This window comes from Arthrobacter sp. ov118, assembly GCF_900116495.1.
Taxonomy (GTDB): domain Bacteria; phylum Actinomycetota; class Actinomycetes; order Actinomycetales; family Micrococcaceae; genus Arthrobacter.
In genome coordinates, this window is sequence record NZ_FPAY01000011.1 from 121,842 (window position 1) to 137,392 (window position 15,551).

Genomic DNA, 15,551 nt, shown 5'->3' on the forward strand with positions numbered 1-15,551 from the left:
CGGGGGTAGTGCAGACGACTTGTGAACACTGGCTGCTCGGTACTCCTCTGCACTACAGTCACTTCTGTTTGGTACTCCTGTTCCCAAAGGAGGCAGGAATGGACGCCGATCCGGTTCGCATTGCTGCGCATGGACAGCTGACAATGCCGGATGCCGCGTGGGAACAGGCTCGGAGCCGGGCCGCGGTGATCGGGTCGTTGGCGGCACGGGGCACGGGGCACGATAAGGCTTGCGGACGCTGACAGGGCCGCCGCGGAGCTCGGTGTTTCTCGCCGGCAGGTTTACGTGCTCCTGGGCAGATACCGCCAGGGTCCTGGTCTTGTTACTGATCTTGCGGTGCGCCGTTCAACTGGTGGCAAGGGTGGGAACCGTCTGCCTGAGCCGGTCGAGGAAATCATTCGCGACTTGATCCGCGGTCGGTTTCTTACGCGTCAGAAGCGGAGCGTGGCGGCGATCCACCGCGAGATCGCCTGCGCTTGCGCGGCGCGAGGATTGAAGGCCCCGACCAGGAACACGGTGGCCCGGCGCATCTCGATGCTTAACCCGGTTGAGGTCGGCCGGCGCAGGGAAGGCGCTGACGCTGTGAGGCCGTTGCAGGCCGCCGGCGGTGACGTGCCGGTGATCGGTTCGATCCTGGAGCAGGTACAGATCGACCACACGGTCATTGACGTGGTCATCGTGGATGAGCGCGAGCGTCGATCGATTGGCCGCCCGTATTTGACTGTTGCGATCGATGTGTACAGCCGGACGCTCGTGGGAATGGTCATCACTTTGGAGCCGCCGTCGGCTGTGTCCGTGGGGTTGTGCCTTGCCCACGCAGCCGGTGATAAACGGCCTTGGCTCGAACGGCTCGGCGTGGAGGCGGATTGGCCGATGAGCGGGAAGCCGAAATCGTTGTTCTTGGATAACGGAGCGGAGTTCAAGAGCGAGGCATTGCGGCGCGGGTGCGAGCAGCACGGCATTCGGCTGGCCTATCGGCCGCCGGGACGACCGCACTACGGCGGCATCGTTGAGCGCGTGATCGGCACAACGATGCGCCACATCCACGAGCTTCCCGGAACCACCTTCTCCAATCCGGTGGAGCGTGGCCGGTATGACTCGGAGAAGATGGCCGCGCTGACATTACCTGAGCTGGAGAGATGGTTAGTGCTTGCGGTCGCTGGCTACCACGGCAGCGTGCACAGCACATTAGGGCAGACGCCGGCCGGGCAATGGGCTGCCGGGGTCGCCGCCACCGGCGCACCGTCCGTCAAGGCAAACCAGACGGCGTTCCTGGTGGATTTTCTCCCAGTCTTCCGCCGTACCCTGACCCGCACCGGTTTCGTCATCGACCATGTCCACTACTTCGCGAACGCCTTGAAGCCCTGGATCGCTCGGCGTGACAGCCTGGGGTCATTCATCGTCCGGCGGGATCCGCGCGACATCAGCCGGGTGTGGGTCCTGGAGCCCGAAGGCCATCACTATGTGGAAGTCCCGTATAGGTCGATCTCGAACCCTGCCGTCAGTGTGTGGGAACACCGGCAGGCGCTGGCCCGATTACGCGAACGCGGCGCCGCACAGGTGGATGAGGCGGCGTTGTTTCGGACAATCGAGCAAATGCGCGAAGTCGCTGAGACCGCCGCAAGAACGACCAAGCGCGTCCGGAGGGAAACGGAACGCCGCAAGCATGCCGGGCACGCACACCCAGCCAACCGGGCATTGACGATTCCTGCCCACCGGATGCTGCAACAGCCGCGGGCCCGACAGGGGTTCCCATTCAACCGTTTGAACAGATTGAGGAATGGTGACCGTGGACAACCACCGGCTGCTGGACCTGAAGCATCTGCACCCGGTATCGCGGGAATTGGCACGGCTGCCATCGGCGGAGCGGCTGGACCGGATTCGCGCAGATCGATGGATCGGGTATCCGAAGGCCGTCGACGCCGTGGAACGCCTGGAAATGCTCTTTCACTGGCCGCGGAAACAGCGCATGCCCAACCTGTTGCTGATCGGGCCAACAAACAACGGCAAGTCGATGGTGGTCGAACGGTTCCGCCGGCAGCACCCGCCCATGACGGAGGCAGACCGCGAAAACACTCCGGTCGTGTGCATGCAGATGCCCTCGGAACCATCCGCGCTTCGGTTCTACACGGCACTGCTTGCCGCGCTCGGTGCGCCGTTCCGGGCACGGCAGCGCCTCGCCGACGTCGAGCGGCTGGCACTTTCCCTGCTGCACGAGGTGGGTGTGAGGATGTTGGTGATCGACGAGTTCCACAACGTTCTGGCCGGTCGGGGCGAGACACGGCGTGAGTTCCTGAACCTGCTTCGGTTTCTGGGCAACGAGCTCCACATTCCCCTCGTCGGAGTCGGCACGCGGGAGGCCTATCTTGCCGTGAGGTCAGATGACCAGCTCGAGAACAGGTTCGAACCGTTCGTTTTGCCGCTCTGGGAGGTGGGCGACGAAAACCCGGTCGCTGCTGGCAAGCTTCGCTGCCTCGTTCCCTCTCCACTCACCGTCCTCGATCGATACCGAGGACATGGCCCGGTACCTGCTCGCCCGTAGCGAGGGCACCATCGGAGAGCTCGCCCGACTTCTGACTGCCGCCGCGGTCGCCGCAGTTGAAAGCGGGGAGGAGAGGATCAGCCGCCGGACGCTGGCCATGGCCGATTACACCGGCCCCAGCGAACGGCGCAAGCTGTTTGAGCGGGAACTGCTGTGATCGTTTCGCGCCGCTGGCCATTGCATCCTGCACCACTGCCCGGCGAGTCACTCTCGTCATGGTTGCGGCGAATCGCCGATCGTTACGATGTCAGCCTTTACGTTCTCGTGTCGGACTTGGGTCATGCATTGGACGGGCCGGAAGACCTGGACACCTGCCCGCCCGCTGGATTCGCTCGCGAGCTGGCACGGCGAACCGGTGTCGATGTGCACCGGATTCAGAGGATGAGCCTCGGCGGCTGGGCGCCCTGGCTCCTTGACCAGCTGGAACCGGACCCTGAGGCGTTTACGAGCTACACCCGACAGCTTTCCGTGTTGCTGCCGGCAGGAAGGCGGCGACCGCGGCAGATCCCTGTCTGGCGGGCCTGGCTTCCCTCGAAACAGGCCCTGCGGGCATGCCCGCAATGTATTGCCACGTCCAAACCGCCGCACCCATACCAATTATTGTGGTTGCTTTCACTGACGCTTAGCTGCCCTTTCCATGGATGCCTCCTCGAACCGCGCGCGAAGGCTGCCACTTACTTCTCGGACTGGGAGCGCAAACCACCAGCGCCGAGGCCCGCATCCGCCACGGTCCTGGCCATGGACGGCCGAACCTGGCACGCCATGACAACGGGATCGGTCGACCTGCCCCGACGACAAGTTCACGCCGGAGTCTGGTTTCGCCTGATCCGGACAATCATCGACGAACTCGGAGCAACCATCTCGGAGTGTCGTACCGCCTCCCGCATGATTATGCGCGTCTGGAAAGAAACGGGCTATCCCCTCCGGGCCGGGCCACTGAAATGGCACCCGCACGAAGACTATCCACTCGACGTGCAACTCCGCACTCTCCAAGCAACCGCGACCGCCATCCACCTCCTCGAAAGCAAAACCCTCACTGGCCATGGACCGGACGCAGCACTCTTCCTGCCCTACGCCGCCTCCACCGGGGGACAGGCCGGGCAGTAATAACTTCGCGGGTCGCCGGGCACGGGCTTGCGCCTTGTCCGACGAAGCCATTGCAAATGCCAGAGGCAACAAGACGCCCGCCCAAGGGCCAGTGCAGAGGACTTCTGACATTCAGTGCAGACGACTTCTGAAACTGACATCAACGCCTGTCCGCTGACGGACGCACCGATGCCAGCCGGTACAGAAGTGTGGGCAAAAATCCCTAGAAATAGGGTAAAAACGTCTGTTCGTTCAGTTGAATGGTTGGTAGAATTTAGACAGCAGTACAGAACAGACGAACCTAACTAGAAGTGATACGAAACCGAGGACTGACCATGACTGTCACCATCTACACCAAGCCCGCCGGATGCTTCGGCTGCACCAAGACCAAGCAGAAGTTCACCGACGCCGGCATCGCCTTCACCGAGGTGGACGTCACCACCAACCCGGCCGCCTTCGAGTACATCACCGAAGAGCTCGCATACTCCCAGGTCCCCGTCGTGGTCTACGACAAGGACAACACCGAAGACCACTGGTCCGGTCTGAACCCGGACAAGATCTCCCGGGTCATCGCGATCGAAGCCGCCGCACGGGAAGGCGCCCTCGCATGAGCGGCGCAACAAGCATTACTGTCATCGGCAACCTCACCGCCGACCCAGTGCTGCGGTCCACCGGAACCGGGACGGCCCTCGCCCGCTTCACCATCGCGTCCACCCCCAGGACCCTCGATCCCCGGACCGGCACGTGGGTGAACGGGGAGACTGTCTTCGTGGCCGCCACGGCATGGCGCGCGACCGCGGAACAGGCCGCCGCATCCCTGGCGAAGGGCATGCGCGTGATCGCCACCGGGACCCTGAAACCCCGGACCTATACGACGAACGCGGGGGAGGCGCGCACCGTCGTCGAACTCGAGGTGGAGGACATCGGCCCGTCCCTGCGCCACGCCACCGCGGTGCTCACGCGGACCGGGCCCGGGCCCGAGCAGGACGAGGAGCTCCCGCCGGACAGGTTCAGCCTGTCCCCCCGCCAGTACGGGGACGACGATGTGTGGTTCGGCCTCGCCGCCAACCCGGCCGGCCACATCAATGTCCCGGCCCCCGATACCGAACCGGCAATGCACTGACGCGGCACATGGGCCAACCGCTCAAGAAACTACCGATTTGGGGGACTGATTGGCGAAGACACGGACCGAACGCTACGGAGCACGGCCGGCAGGCTGGTCGGCCTCGTCACCGCGACGACAGTCATCCTCCCTGCGGTGTCCCGGCTCTCGAACAAACGGTCCGGCTGGCTGGACGTCCTGCCGGCACGTGCGGTGCTGCCCGTCTTCCGCGCTGTCCGGCTCGTCCGGCGGAGGCCACGCCGGGACCAGGAAAGGTTCATGAGCCGGGCAGTGTGTAAGGGAAGATCATCGGGATGAAGAAGATAGCGGCGTTCACGCCGTATTTCACTGAAGACGAGGCCGGGCAGGTCCGTGCGGCGTTCCTGGCCGCCGGGCACGTGGAGGGGGACGCGTCCGTGTCCGACTTCATCGTGCGGGCCACGATGCGGGAAGTGAAGCGGTTGCAGCGCCGCCATAACCAGGGCAAGAAGTGGGATCCTGTTCCGGCCGGTGCGCTGCGCCGCGGACAACGCACCAGGGATGAACTGCAGCACCGGAACGAGGGGAACTGAGGATGGCGAAACGGACCGAGGAAACCAATCCGCAGGGGACGACGCCGGACGACGCCGGCTCCCAATCGACTGCCGAGGATGCTGACGCTGGATCAGGTCAAGGAGGTCCTGAACGTCAACAGCCCTCTGGTCTACACGCTGGTGCGCAGCGGGGAACTGCGGGCCGCGCAGTTCGGCGGCCGCGGCGTCTGGCGCGTGCGGGAGGATGACCTGCTGGCCTACATCGAGACCGCCTACGACAAGACGGCCCAGCGGATCGCCGCCGGACAGATCCCGGAGGAAACAACCATCGAGGACTGACCCTTTCGGACCCCCGCTGCGGACCGTGGCGGGGGAGAATGGATGCATGTGCGGCAGGTACGTGATGTCCAAGGCGACCGGGGATCTCCTGGCCCATTTCGAGGCGAAGGAAGTCGAGGGCAGCCCGCCGCCGCCGAGCTGGAATGTGGCGCCCACCCAGGACGTGCCGATCATCGCCGAGCGGCTGGATGAGGACGCGGTGGAGCGCCGGCTGCTGATCGCCCGCTGGGGCCTGGTCCCGTCCTGGGCGAAGGAGGTGAAGATCGGCTCGAAGCTGATCAATGCCCGGAGCGAATCCATCCTGGACAAGCCGGCCTTCCGCAAGGCGGCGGTCAAGCGGCGTGCCCTGATCCCGGCCGAGGGATATTACGAGTGGCAGAAAACCCCGGACGGGAAAAAGATCCCGCATTACCTCCACTCCGAGAAGAACGAGTTGCTGGCCTTCGCCGGGCTGTATGAGTTCTGGCCGGACCCGTCCCTGCCCGTGGATGATCCGCGCCGGTGGCTGCTCAGCTGCACCGTGCTGACCACCACGGCCCACGACTCGCTGGGCCACGTCCATGATCGTGCCCCGGTCATCATCCCGCCGGCAATGTTCCACGCCTGGCTCAACCCCGCCACCACAGACAAGACCGCGGTGCAGGAGATCCTGGACGCCATTCCCGAACCGGTCCTGACGCCCAGGGTGGTCACGGACCGGGTGAACAGCGTCCGCAACAACGGCCCAGAACTCCTTGAGCCAGCCACCTAACCCCCACGGCATGACACGCCCGCCTCAGGGACCAATCAAGCGCTCCAGCCGGCGCGACGGCACCAGTCGAAGACCGGAACGGAGAACGGCCGCCCCCGTAAGGGTGACGGCTGTTCCCGTGGTTTGGAACACCCGCTTGCGTGTGTTCTTTGTCGTCCTTGGCTGAAGAAAGCCGGCCCTCAAGCCTGGTGCGCCGGGCGCATCAGGCTTGGTCCATGGGGAAGGACCCGGCAGCCCGTCAGGGCTGCGTGCTGGCGGTGTCCAGGACATCACCATGCGGAGGAGTGGAGGTCTGCCCGGCGGTCTCGGCCGGCGATGCTTTCCGCCGGCGTGTAACGGCCCCGGGTTCCAGACCGAGCTTCTTCAGCTCGTCCGCGCTCCAGCCGTCTTTGGTGGCCCGGACGTAGGCGCGTTTGTCCTCGCGCTCGGCCTCGGCGAGTTGTTCCTTGAGGTCCGCGACCCGCTGCCGGGCCTTGACCAGGCTGGTGACGGATTCGATGCGCGAGTCGAGCAGCGCGCGGGCTTGGGTACGTGTCTGTTCAATGTCGAGGTTCGCCATGCCCCCACCCTAACCCGACGCATACCAGCCCCCGCGGGAGGCACACCGCACGGACAGCGATCCGGAAGCGCGGCGGAGCAAGCTGGGAACTTAGCCGGGCTAAGTTCGTGTCGCTGCCGGGAACTGCGTTCCGGTCGCGGCAGACTGAAGTCTGTTCCCGGGGTTTCCGGGTCGCTGCGCTGGCAAGGAACGGAAGGGCGGGACAAGGTGAGTGAAGGCAACGGCTTCGCCGGGTGGAAGTCCCGCCGCCGCCGGGCGAACGTTGACGGCGGCAGGATGCACCGCCACGAGGTCAAGGTCAGCCCCGAAGAGGAAGCCCAGCTGCTCGCCCTGGCGGAGAAGCACCGGATCACGATCCCGCGGCTTCTGATCGAGGCGGCCCTAAATGAGGAGAGCGAAAGCCCCTCGGAGCGGCGCGATCAGTTCATGCAGCTGTCCAACTTGCAGCGCCTCATCGGGTCCGTCGCGAACAACATCAACCAGATCGCCAGGCACGCCAACTCCACGGGCGAAGTACCGCCCGAAGCGGCAGCAACGATCGCCCACGCCAAGAGCGTGATTATCCGGATTGACCGGCAGCTCGCCGAGATGGCCGGCCGGTGATCCTGCCGTGATTCCGAACATCACCCAGGGCGACCGCATGGCGGGCCTGCTGGTCTACCTTGCGGGCCCGGGACGGGCCAACGAACACGAGGAACCGCACCTTGTCGCCGGTGACTCGGCACTGATGGCATGGCACGACGACAACGAGCTGAACCGGGACGCGGCCCTGGACGTCGCCAACGCCCTCGACCGGGCCCACCAGTTCTACAAGACCGTGGTCGACGGCGGGCACGTCTTCCACTGCTCCCTGAGCCTGGCCGCGGAAGAAGGGCAGCTCACCGACGGCCAATGGGGCGCAATCGCGACGGACTTCATGAAGGACATGGACTTCACCGGGGACGGCGGGAAGGCCCCGGCCCGGTGGGTCGCCGTCCGCCACGGGCTGAGCAAGAACGGCAACGACCACATCCACATCGTGGCAAGCATGGTCCGCGACGACGGCACCAAATGGAACAGCTGGAAGAGCAAATACAAATCCCAACAGGCCGCCCGGGCACTGGAGAAAAAGTACCTCCTCAACCAGCTCGGGGAACTCCGCGCCGAACGCGGATTCACTCCCGCGGAACAAGCGAAGGCCGTGCGCCAGGGCCTGCCCGAAGTCGAACGCCACAGCCTCGCCCGCAAGGTCCGAACCTGCGCAGCAGCCTCCACGGACGAGGCGGAGTTCGTCCGCCGCGCACGCCAGGAAGGCCTGCTGGTTCGGCCGCGGTACGCTGCCGGCCGCACCGACGTCGTCACCGGATACTCCGTCGCCGAACGCCCCCGAAAGGGTGAACGTGCCGTCTGGTTCGGCGGGAACTCCCTGGGCCGCGACCTCGCCCTGCCCAAACTCCGGACGGGGTGGGAAAGCACCCCGGAGTCAGCGACCGCTGCCGTCGCGGAATGGAACGCCGCCGCACGCAACCGCAGACCGGCAAACCCCGGCCGGGAGAGGCTGCAGCCCTCGGTCGAACTGTGGAACACGTACGCCAACGACATCAGCGCACTGCGCGAGAAACTGGCCGCCACCCCGCACGGTGACCACGCCGCCTGGGCGCAGGCAGCCCGCGAAACATCGGCAGCCTTCGGGGCCTGGTCCAGGCGCATCGAACCCACCCCCGGACCACTGGCAGACGCCGCCCGGGAACTGGCCAAATCAGCCCAGCTCCGGCGCTACCCGACACGGCCCGCGGTGGCTGTGCCGTCGGCACGCGGCGCCGCCATGATCCTGCTGGCCGCGACGTCCAAGAGCGACCGCGCCGCCTATGCCCTGATGTTCCGGCAGCTCGCCCAGACCGCCCGGGCTATCCACGACATGCACAAAGCCACCGATGACCTCCGCCGCGTCCGGGGCCTCGCAGCAGCCGTCACCGCCGCCACCAAAGCCGTGGAAGCCAGCGCCACCGCCCAGACCACCCTGCAGCCTCTGACGATGGAAGCACTGCGGGAACAGCACCCGGGAGCCAGCGAAGAAGCCCTCCGGGCCCGGCTCATCGCCGAACGCTCCCGGGGCGGCTCACCCTTCCCGACCACACTCACCAAAACGGACCGAACACTGCAAGCTGCCGGACCCGTCCGGCCCCAAGAACCCAACCGGGACCACCATCCGAATCCAGGCATCGAGCGATAGGGGAAGAGCATGAGCGAAGCAGACGGAATGGACGACGCAGTAGACGGTGCAATGCGCACGGGGCTGATGGTCGCCGGCCGCATCGGCGAGCAGCTGGCCAGAATGCGCGAAGAAGAGCAGCGCACCATTGCCGCGGCCGAGGAACACCGCGCACGCCAATTGCAGGAACGCTTCCACGTCCAGCGCGCCGCGGCCCGCGCCCAGCTCGCACCGGCCGCCCGGGACGACTGGTGGGACAAAGCCACCCCAGCAATGATCGAACGCGTGCACGAGACAGCCATCGCTTGGAAGGCCTACGACCCCGAAGTCGCCCAGGCCGCAGAGCTAATCCGTGACCAGGTACAGGCCCGTTACGGCATCCACGTGAACAACACAGGCGCCGACGAAGCCTCCGTGTCCGAAGCCCTCGCCCGCGCACAGCAGGCCCGCTCCGTGGCCGAGAATGAATGGACCAAAGCGTCCGCCGCCCGCACCGATGAAGTGGTGGCAGGCGCTGCGGTTGCCGGCGCCAACAGGCAGGACGAGGCTGCTCGACAAGGCCAAGGTGAGCCGGCCTACGATTCGACGGAAAGGCGTCAGCAGCTCGCCGATAGCCTCGAAGGCAAGGGCGACCGTGAAGCGGTCAACTCCCGGCTCCTGGCCGACAAACACCAGGGCACGCCGCCGACCGCGGCCGTAACGCAAAAGCCCTCCTTGGCCGGGACCTCGAAGATGGCCAAGCAGACCGGCAAGGGAAAGACACTGGAACGCGGTGGACTCGAACGCTAAGCCCCGATTGCCAGCAAACAGGGTCAACCCGAGCCTGATCGATAGGATCAAATCCATGACTGACGCCCCCGACCTCGCCCTGCCCACCGGCTACACCGACCTCCTCGGCGAACTCAAGGACCGCGTCCGGGCCGCACGCACGCAGGCACTTCGCACCGTCAACACCCAACTGGTCGAGCTGTACTGGTCCATCGGCCAGAGGGTCCGCATAGAGCAGGGCAGGCAGGGGTGGGGGAGCAGGGTCATAAAACGCCTCTCCGAGGATCTGCGCAAGGAATTCCCGGACATGACGGGCCTGTCGCCCCGCAACATCCAGTACATGACGACTTTTGCCGGCGCATGGGGAGTAGGGCCAATTGCGCAACAGGCTGTTGCGCAATTGGCATGGGGCCACATCACGATCCTTCTGGACAAGCTCTCCAGCCAGGACAGCCGGGAAGCCTACGCCGCCGCAGCAGTCCAATATGGATGGACCCGGAACGTCCTGCTGAACATGATCATGAACAAGACCCTGGAACGGACCGGGACCGCGCCATCAAACTTTACGCAACGGCTTGTTGCGCAGGATTCCGAGCTTGCTCAGCAGATCGCCAAGGACCCCTACAACTTCGAATTCCTCGGCCTCTCGGGAGAGGTCGCGGAACGGGATCTCGAAAACGCCCTCACCAACAGGATCACCGAGACCCTCCGCGAGCTCGGTCCGGGTTTCGCTTTCGTCGGCCGGCAGGTGCATTTTGACGTCGATGGCGACGACTTCTATGTCGACTTGCTCCTATTTCACATCGAGCTAAGCCGGTACGTGGTCATCGAATTGAAGACGGGCAAGTTCCAGCCCGAATACGCCGGCAAACTCAACTTCTATGTTGCCCTCGTCGACGACGTGCTCCGGCGCGACCATCACAATGAAACCATCGGCATCCTTATCTGCGGCACAAAGAACGACCGCAGCGTCAGATACAGTCTCGGACGCTCCACCTCGCCCATGGCCGTCGCTGCCTACACGTATGACAAGCTCCCAGCTGAAGAGCAGCAGGCTCTCCCGGACGAAAACCACCTGGCGGCCGCCCTGGATTGGGCCGAATCCAACGACGGGTAAGCCGGCCGGGGAAAGCCATACTCTGACGCCCGCACTGTCGGCAGTCGTTCTGGATAGGCCAGCAAAGGGCCAGCAGCTCGAACGCGCGGAGGCCCGCGTAGCCGCTGTCGGCTCCTTGCCCGCCCAGTAAGGGCTGGTCTACCGCTCCTTGAGTTCGCGGGTCAGTCCGAAGGGGACAGCATCGCTGAGATCGACCGTGAAGGAGGCGTGGTCGTGTTGGGTGACCAGGATTCCCTGACGCCCCTCGCGCATTGCATGTGTTAGGGCGGCGCCGACGGCTTCGTCAAGCTGACGTTCCATGCTGGCACGGTCCGTTGCGGTGACGACGATGGGGAGGTCAATAGTTGTTTGCATGTGACTCCGACTTTCTCGGGTGTTGATGGTTTGAGGATCTTCGGAGATGCCCTGGCGGTTGACAAAACGCCAACCAACTTAGTTGAAACTCAAGTGCACGATTCTTTCCGCTTCATCAGATGGTGCGGAAGGGCCCTCCCGTTACGGCTCATCCTGGCGATGGGACCAGTGCGATGGCGCTTTTTCTTTGAGTCAGGCGTCACTCTCCGCGGTGACGGGCGGCGTCGTTGCCGTCCTTGGTATTGAATGCCATTCATTTACCTTGAGGCGCAGAAGAGGAAACATCAAATGGAGTATCTTTCGCCCGCTGCGAGTGAGGGGTGGGCCGCCCGCCTTGCTACCAGCGCCGTCGTACACGCGCGCCCGTCGTGGGCTTTGTCGTATGGGGCAACGGACGGATACGGGTCGTCGGTGAGAGCGTGCGCGTGCTCACTCCGGGCAAGTGGACGCCGGGGGCGAAGCTGACGTACCAGGTTGGCGGGGCTTGCATGCGTTCGGACAGGGCATCGTGGGCAGAGCGGGCCGTTGTTCACCGGAACTGTGGACAGGAGGAGCGCCGCGCCTTTCCACGGGGATGCTGCGTCACACTTGGTAGATCTCGGGCGGCACCCCAAACTGTTGTTCGTCGGAGATGTCCGACACCGCTAGCAGTGGAGAAGGTCCGGAACGAACATCGCAGGTGCTACCGGGGCCACGTACGTGCTCGGCGCGGCTGATATCGGTAAGACCATCACGGTCACGGTGACGGGCAGCAAGTCCGGCTACTCTCCGCTAGCCCGCACCAGCGCCAAAACAAGGGTCACGGCCCGCTAGCCCCGCAGGCAGGTACTCTTCCACAGCAGATGGGCAACAGTGGGCCGCCGGCAGGTGACCCTACCGGCTTCAGAGTTTGGGCCAGCACTCATCCGGCTGACGTAGTCCGGTGATAGGGTCCCGTCATGGATGACGAACTGCTGGTAGCACCGCCTCTCGCCGTGAAAGATCTTGCCGGCCGGGCAGGGTTCGATGGGAACTTCCTGGGCCAGCCCGTGCCGCTGCCCGCCCTGCCCGGGGTGGAGACGGTCCTGCTGCCCTACACGCACTTCTCGGTGCTGATGCGCCCGGACAAGCGCCTCGCCGCCGTGACGGGACTGGGCATGGACGGCAGCAAGCTCGTGGACCTGGACCGGGCGGGAATCCCTTGGCGGCTGGATCCCCGGCTGGCCACGGACCTCCAGACGGGGGAGAGTGTGTACGCCCGGAACGACATCGACCGCGGGCATCTGGTCCGTCGGGCCTCCGCGGTCTGGGGTGACACGGTCGCCGAGGCGCAGCTGGCGAACGAAGACACATTCCACTATACGAACGCTGCGCCCCAGGCGGCGAAGTTCAACCAGGGCCTCGAGCTGTGGCTGGGTCTCGAGTCCTACCTTCAGGAACATGCCGCCGAATACCGCAGCAGGATTGTCGTCTTCACCGGCCCGATTTTCAGCGCCATCGATCCGGTGTACCGCGGCGTGGAGATCCCGCTGCGCTTCTTCAAGGTCGCCGTCTTCATCCATCAGGGACAGCTCGCGGCCGTCGGGTACGTGGTGGACCAGACCCCTGAGCTGGCGGAGATACCCGAGGTGCCCAAGCCAGGTGCCATCGAGGATGCCCCTCCGCTGGGCCCGTTTCGGACCTTCCAGGTGCCCATCCGCGACATCGCCGAACTCACCGGCCTGGACTTGGACCAGCTGATTGCCGTGGACCGGATGCCCATCGCCGCGACACTCGGTGCCGCCCGCGTCGGATCCACCTGGCGGAAGCTGGCCGCCGTCGAAGACCTCGACCTCGACTTCGACCTCAAGGACTAACGCGGAGCGCCGCTGCTCGTTTGGCGGCCCGTTCTACGGTGCCTCAAATGTTTCACCTACAGGCGCGGGAGCCAGCTGCGGGCGCCGGACATGAAACGTCTTTGCAGGCGTCACGTACTCGGTCATGACCCCGTTTGGCGTTCACGAACGCAGACTACGGTCCCCACCGCCCAGTTGGGGAACAAAATTCGCACTGCCGTGTGAGCCCGCTTTACTGCCGATAATCCACGCTGTCGCTTGCCGTAGGGACTCGACAGAAGTGTGAGATTTCGATCTAAGAGTTTCTTGAACCATTGTCAGAGAATCAAGAATCGAATCGTATTCTGACAGCCTTTGGCCGCCTGCCTGACGTCAGGTTGGGGTGTACTACAAGCGGACAATCGGTCGCGACGGCCAGCCGACCCTTCCCGGGTGGAGTGGAGACATGGGGCACGACGCCCGCTCAGCTGGAAAGGCGCTTCACCAATTTGACGAGGTCTGGTCCTGTCCCGGCTCCCAACAATTTCCCGGCCCGGCAGGATCCGCTTATACCCGCCACCACATATGGGAACCGTGCTGGCGTACTCCAGTGCCGTGAATTCTTCGCCCAGCTGCTGGCTCAGTCCCATGTCCGGGAAGTCAACGAGGGCGCCGCATTCGCCTGTACCTGAAATGGGCCAAACACTCGGAGGCCCTGATCAGGATCGAAAAGCATCCGGCGGGTCTAGGAACACCTCCGACGTCGGGTACTGGCGTACAGCCGACACCGTTTGCCATTTTTCTTGCCCCCAAGGAGAACGTGAGGATAAATTCCGGACGAGCTCTTTGCATTGTGAGCTTAATCCCATATTATGGGTTGAAGCTGTTCCCCTTCCGGGTGCTACCTGCTCCAAGCCTTCAGAGCTGAAGGCGAAACGATCGGATCCTCTTCATGTCAGACATCGCTGTCTTGATCAACACAGGCGTAGCCGTCCTGGCCGCGGTTGTGCTCATTGTGCGTTTCAGAGTCAACCCCGTCATAGCCTTGGTCCTCGCTTCGGTTTATCTGGGCTTGGCTGTCGGTCTGGGCGTGGAAAAGACCGTCAAAACCATCACGTCGGGTTTCGGTGACATCATGGTGGATGTCGGCCTGCTCATCGCGTTCGGCGTCCTGATGGGCTCCGTCCTTAACCAGAGCGGCGCGATCCGGCGCTTGGTGGAGCACCTGCTCAACACGTTCGGACCCAAGCGACTGCCATACACGATGGGCCTTGCGATCGGCACCGTGCTCCAGTCCATCTTCCTGGACGTGCTCCTCGTCATTTCGGCCCCCCTGGCCCGAAAACTGGCGCCAAGAATCGGCAAATATGGCACCGCCCGGATGGCTACCGCCATGGCGATCGCTCTGGAATGCGGCATTGTATTCACGGTTCCTGGGGTCGCATCACTCGCCTTGGCCGGACTCCTGAAAGTACCGCTGGGGAAAATGCTACTGTTCGGCCTGCTGCTGGTTATCCCGACCATCATCATCTCGATCGCCATCATGACGTTCCTCTTCCGGCGCGGCTTCTGGAACGAGGCAAAGGATGAAGACCACACCTTCGTCGCCGAGGAAGACCAGGAAGGCGAAGAGGACGATCATGAGGCGGGCGCCCCGCCCGTCGGCCATCCGACGGACACTCGAGGCGGCAGCGGCACGGATCTGCAAACTGGAACGGTGTTGTTGACACAACGCGGCAAGAAGCAGTTCCCGTTGCTTCTGCTATTCGCCCCGCTCCTGACGTCGCTCCTGCTCATTGGCGCCGGCGCTGTCCTGCAAATCCTTGAGATCGACCTGCCGTGGCTGCAGCTCCTCGGCGAACCGGTCATCGCACTCCTCATCGGCCTGATCGGCACCTGCCTCGTCACCCGCTCCGCCATCGGGCAGAAGCGCGTCGAGGAGGCCATTGCCGTCGGATTCAAGGAGAGCGGCCAAATCCTCATCCTCACCGGCGTCGGCGGCTGCCTCGCCGCGACCGTCGCTGCAGCCGGCCTTGGCCACATCCTTGGCGGACTCTTCTCCGCAAGCACCGTCGCCCCGCTCCTCGTGGTGTGGGCCATCGCGGCCGTGCTCCACATCGCCGTCGGCTCAGTCACGCTGTCCGCCATCACCGCCGCAGGCCTGCTGGCCCCCATCGCACCCGCCATTGGTCTGGACCCGGTGCTGGTAGCACTGGCCGCCGGCGCCGGATCCCTGTTCATGGTTCACATCACCAGCAACACCTTCTGGCTCCTGCAGTCACTCCTGGGCCAGAGCGTACGGGGTGCGCTGAAATCCGTAACTTTCGGAGTCTCGGTGGCCTCCGTCGTCGCAATCCTGCTGATCATGCCGATGAGCCTGCTGTTCTGACCGGGCAGCTATCCACCGCAACGCCAC

At 64.4% G+C, this 15,551-nt stretch carries 14 protein-coding genes and 2 pseudogenes; 14 read left to right on the top strand and 2 right to left on the bottom strand.

The window, feature by feature from the left end:
• The first annotated feature begins 98 nt into the window (after nucleotides 1–98).
• From BM372_RS21315 to BM372_RS17895, 8 genes and pseudogenes are all read left to right on the top strand, one after another.
• Nucleotides 99–1,787, top strand: a pseudogene (locus BM372_RS21315) (Mu transposase C-terminal domain-containing protein).
• Nucleotides 1,781–2,699, top strand: a pseudogene (locus BM372_RS17865) (TniB family NTP-binding protein). The pseudogenes BM372_RS21315 and BM372_RS17865 overlap by 7 nt, the downstream one beginning before the upstream one ends.
• The gene (locus BM372_RS17870) at nucleotides 2,696–3,649 is read left to right on the top strand and encodes a TniQ family protein (protein WP_090956790.1); all 954 of its coding nucleotides are present in this window, start codon (nucleotides 2,696–2,698) and stop codon (nucleotides 3,647–3,649) included. The pseudogene BM372_RS17865 and the gene BM372_RS17870 overlap by 4 nt, the downstream one beginning before the upstream one ends.
• A 314-nt stretch (nucleotides 3,650–3,963) precedes the next feature.
• Nucleotides 3,964–4,239: a glutaredoxin family protein gene (locus tag BM372_RS17875; RefSeq protein WP_090956791.1), complete on the top strand. Its 276-nt coding sequence runs from the start codon at nucleotides 3,964–3,966 to the stop codon at nucleotides 4,237–4,239.
• Nucleotides 4,236–4,751: a single-stranded DNA-binding protein gene (gene ssb / locus BM372_RS17880; RefSeq protein WP_090956792.1), complete on the top strand. Its 516-nt coding sequence runs from the start codon at nucleotides 4,236–4,238 to the stop codon at nucleotides 4,749–4,751. The genes BM372_RS17875 and ssb overlap by 4 nt, the downstream gene beginning before the upstream one ends.
• Before the next feature lie 293 nt (nucleotides 4,752–5,044).
• Nucleotides 5,045–5,302, top strand: a complete 258-nt coding sequence (locus BM372_RS17885; RefSeq protein WP_177236065.1) for a ParB family protein — start codon at nucleotides 5,045–5,047, stop codon at nucleotides 5,300–5,302.
• A gap of 78 nt (nucleotides 5,303–5,380) precedes the next feature.
• Nucleotides 5,381–5,602, top strand: a complete 222-nt coding sequence (locus BM372_RS17890) for a helix-turn-helix domain-containing protein (protein WP_090956794.1) — start codon at nucleotides 5,381–5,383, stop codon at nucleotides 5,600–5,602.
• Nucleotides 5,603–5,648: 46 nt separating this feature from the next.
• Nucleotides 5,649–6,353, top strand: coding sequence for an SOS response-associated peptidase (locus BM372_RS17895; RefSeq protein ID WP_090956795.1), 705 nt, complete (start codon nucleotides 5,649–5,651; stop codon nucleotides 6,351–6,353).
• A 238-nt stretch (nucleotides 6,354–6,591) separates the two neighbouring features.
• Here the strand turns inward: BM372_RS17895 and BM372_RS17900 are convergent, their stop codons facing one another.
• Nucleotides 6,592–6,912, bottom strand: coding sequence for a hypothetical protein (locus BM372_RS17900; protein WP_256214390.1), 321 nt, complete (start codon nucleotides 6,910–6,912; stop codon nucleotides 6,592–6,594).
• Between the two features lie 207 nt (nucleotides 6,913–7,119).
• Between BM372_RS17900 and mobC the strand changes: the two genes are divergently transcribed.
• The 4 genes from mobC to BM372_RS17920 are packed head-to-tail and all read left to right on the top strand — an operon-like array spanning nucleotide 7,120 to nucleotide 10,988.
• Complete coding sequence (mobC, locus tag BM372_RS17905) at nucleotides 7,120–7,515, top strand: plasmid mobilization protein (RefSeq protein WP_256214391.1); 396 nt, start codon at nucleotides 7,120–7,122, stop codon at nucleotides 7,513–7,515.
• Nucleotides 7,516–7,522: 7 nt separating this feature from the next.
• Nucleotides 7,523–9,124, top strand: a complete 1,602-nt coding sequence (locus tag BM372_RS17910; RefSeq protein ID WP_090956848.1) for a relaxase/mobilization nuclease domain-containing protein — start codon at nucleotides 7,523–7,525, stop codon at nucleotides 9,122–9,124.
• A 9-nt stretch (nucleotides 9,125–9,133) separates the two neighbouring features.
• On the top strand, nucleotides 9,134–9,892 hold the full coding sequence (locus tag BM372_RS17915) for a hypothetical protein (RefSeq protein ID WP_090956796.1): 759 nt from the start codon (nucleotides 9,134–9,136) through the stop codon (nucleotides 9,890–9,892).
• 55 nt (nucleotides 9,893–9,947) lie between these two features.
• The gene (locus BM372_RS17920) at nucleotides 9,948–10,988 is read left to right on the top strand and encodes a PDDEXK nuclease domain-containing protein (protein WP_090956797.1); all 1,041 of its coding nucleotides are present in this window, start codon (nucleotides 9,948–9,950) and stop codon (nucleotides 10,986–10,988) included.
• Nucleotides 10,989–11,126: 138 nt separating this feature from the next.
• On the opposite strand, the gene BM372_RS17925 is transcribed toward BM372_RS17920, so the two are convergent.
• Entirely contained in the window at nucleotides 11,127–11,342 is a 216-nt protein-coding gene (locus BM372_RS17925; protein WP_177236066.1) for a hypothetical protein, read from the bottom strand.
• 938 nt (nucleotides 11,343–12,280) lie between these two features.
• Between BM372_RS17925 and BM372_RS17930 the strand changes: the two genes are divergently transcribed.
• Together BM372_RS17930 and BM372_RS17935 are read left to right on the top strand one after the other, a co-directional pair.
• Entirely contained in the window at nucleotides 12,281–13,177 is an 897-nt protein-coding gene (locus BM372_RS17930; protein ID WP_090956798.1) for a DNA/RNA non-specific endonuclease, read from the top strand.
• Nucleotides 13,178–14,087: 910 nt separating this feature from the next.
• On the top strand, nucleotides 14,088–15,524 hold the full coding sequence (locus tag BM372_RS17935; RefSeq protein ID WP_090956799.1) for a GntP family permease: 1,437 nt from the start codon (nucleotides 14,088–14,090) through the stop codon (nucleotides 15,522–15,524).
• The last annotated feature ends 27 nt before the right edge of the window (nucleotides 15,525–15,551 follow it).

Excerpts from the sequence above, each read along its gene's own strand:
- BM372_RS17875 (WP_090956791.1), top strand. The coding sequence starts at position 3,964 with ATGACTGTCACCATCTACACCAAGCCCGCCGGATGCTTCGGCTGCACC.
- ssb (WP_090956792.1), top strand. The coding sequence starts at position 4,236 with ATGAGCGGCGCAACAAGCATTACTGTCATCGGCAACCTCACCGCCGAC.
- BM372_RS17885 (WP_177236065.1), top strand. The coding sequence starts at position 5,045 with ATGAAGAAGATAGCGGCGTTCACGCCGTATTTCACTGAAGACGAGGCC.
- BM372_RS17890 (WP_090956794.1), top strand. The coding sequence starts at position 5,381 with ATGCTGACGCTGGATCAGGTCAAGGAGGTCCTGAACGTCAACAGCCCT.
- BM372_RS17895 (WP_090956795.1), top strand. The coding sequence starts at position 5,649 with ATGTGCGGCAGGTACGTGATGTCCAAGGCGACCGGGGATCTCCTGGCC.
- BM372_RS17900 (WP_256214390.1), bottom strand. The coding sequence starts at position 6,912 with ATGGCGAACCTCGACATTGAACAGACACGTACCCAAGCCCGCGCGCTG.
- BM372_RS17915 (WP_090956796.1), top strand. The coding sequence starts at position 9,134 with ATGAGCGAAGCAGACGGAATGGACGACGCAGTAGACGGTGCAATGCGC.
- BM372_RS17920 (WP_090956797.1), top strand. The coding sequence starts at position 9,948 with ATGACTGACGCCCCCGACCTCGCCCTGCCCACCGGCTACACCGACCTC.
- BM372_RS17925 (WP_177236066.1), bottom strand. The coding sequence starts at position 11,342 with ATGCAAACAACTATTGACCTCCCCATCGTCGTCACCGCAACGGACCGT.
- BM372_RS17930 (WP_090956798.1), top strand. The coding sequence starts at position 12,281 with ATGGATGACGAACTGCTGGTAGCACCGCCTCTCGCCGTGAAAGATCTT.
- BM372_RS17935 (WP_090956799.1), top strand. The coding sequence starts at position 14,088 with ATGTCAGACATCGCTGTCTTGATCAACACAGGCGTAGCCGTCCTGGCC.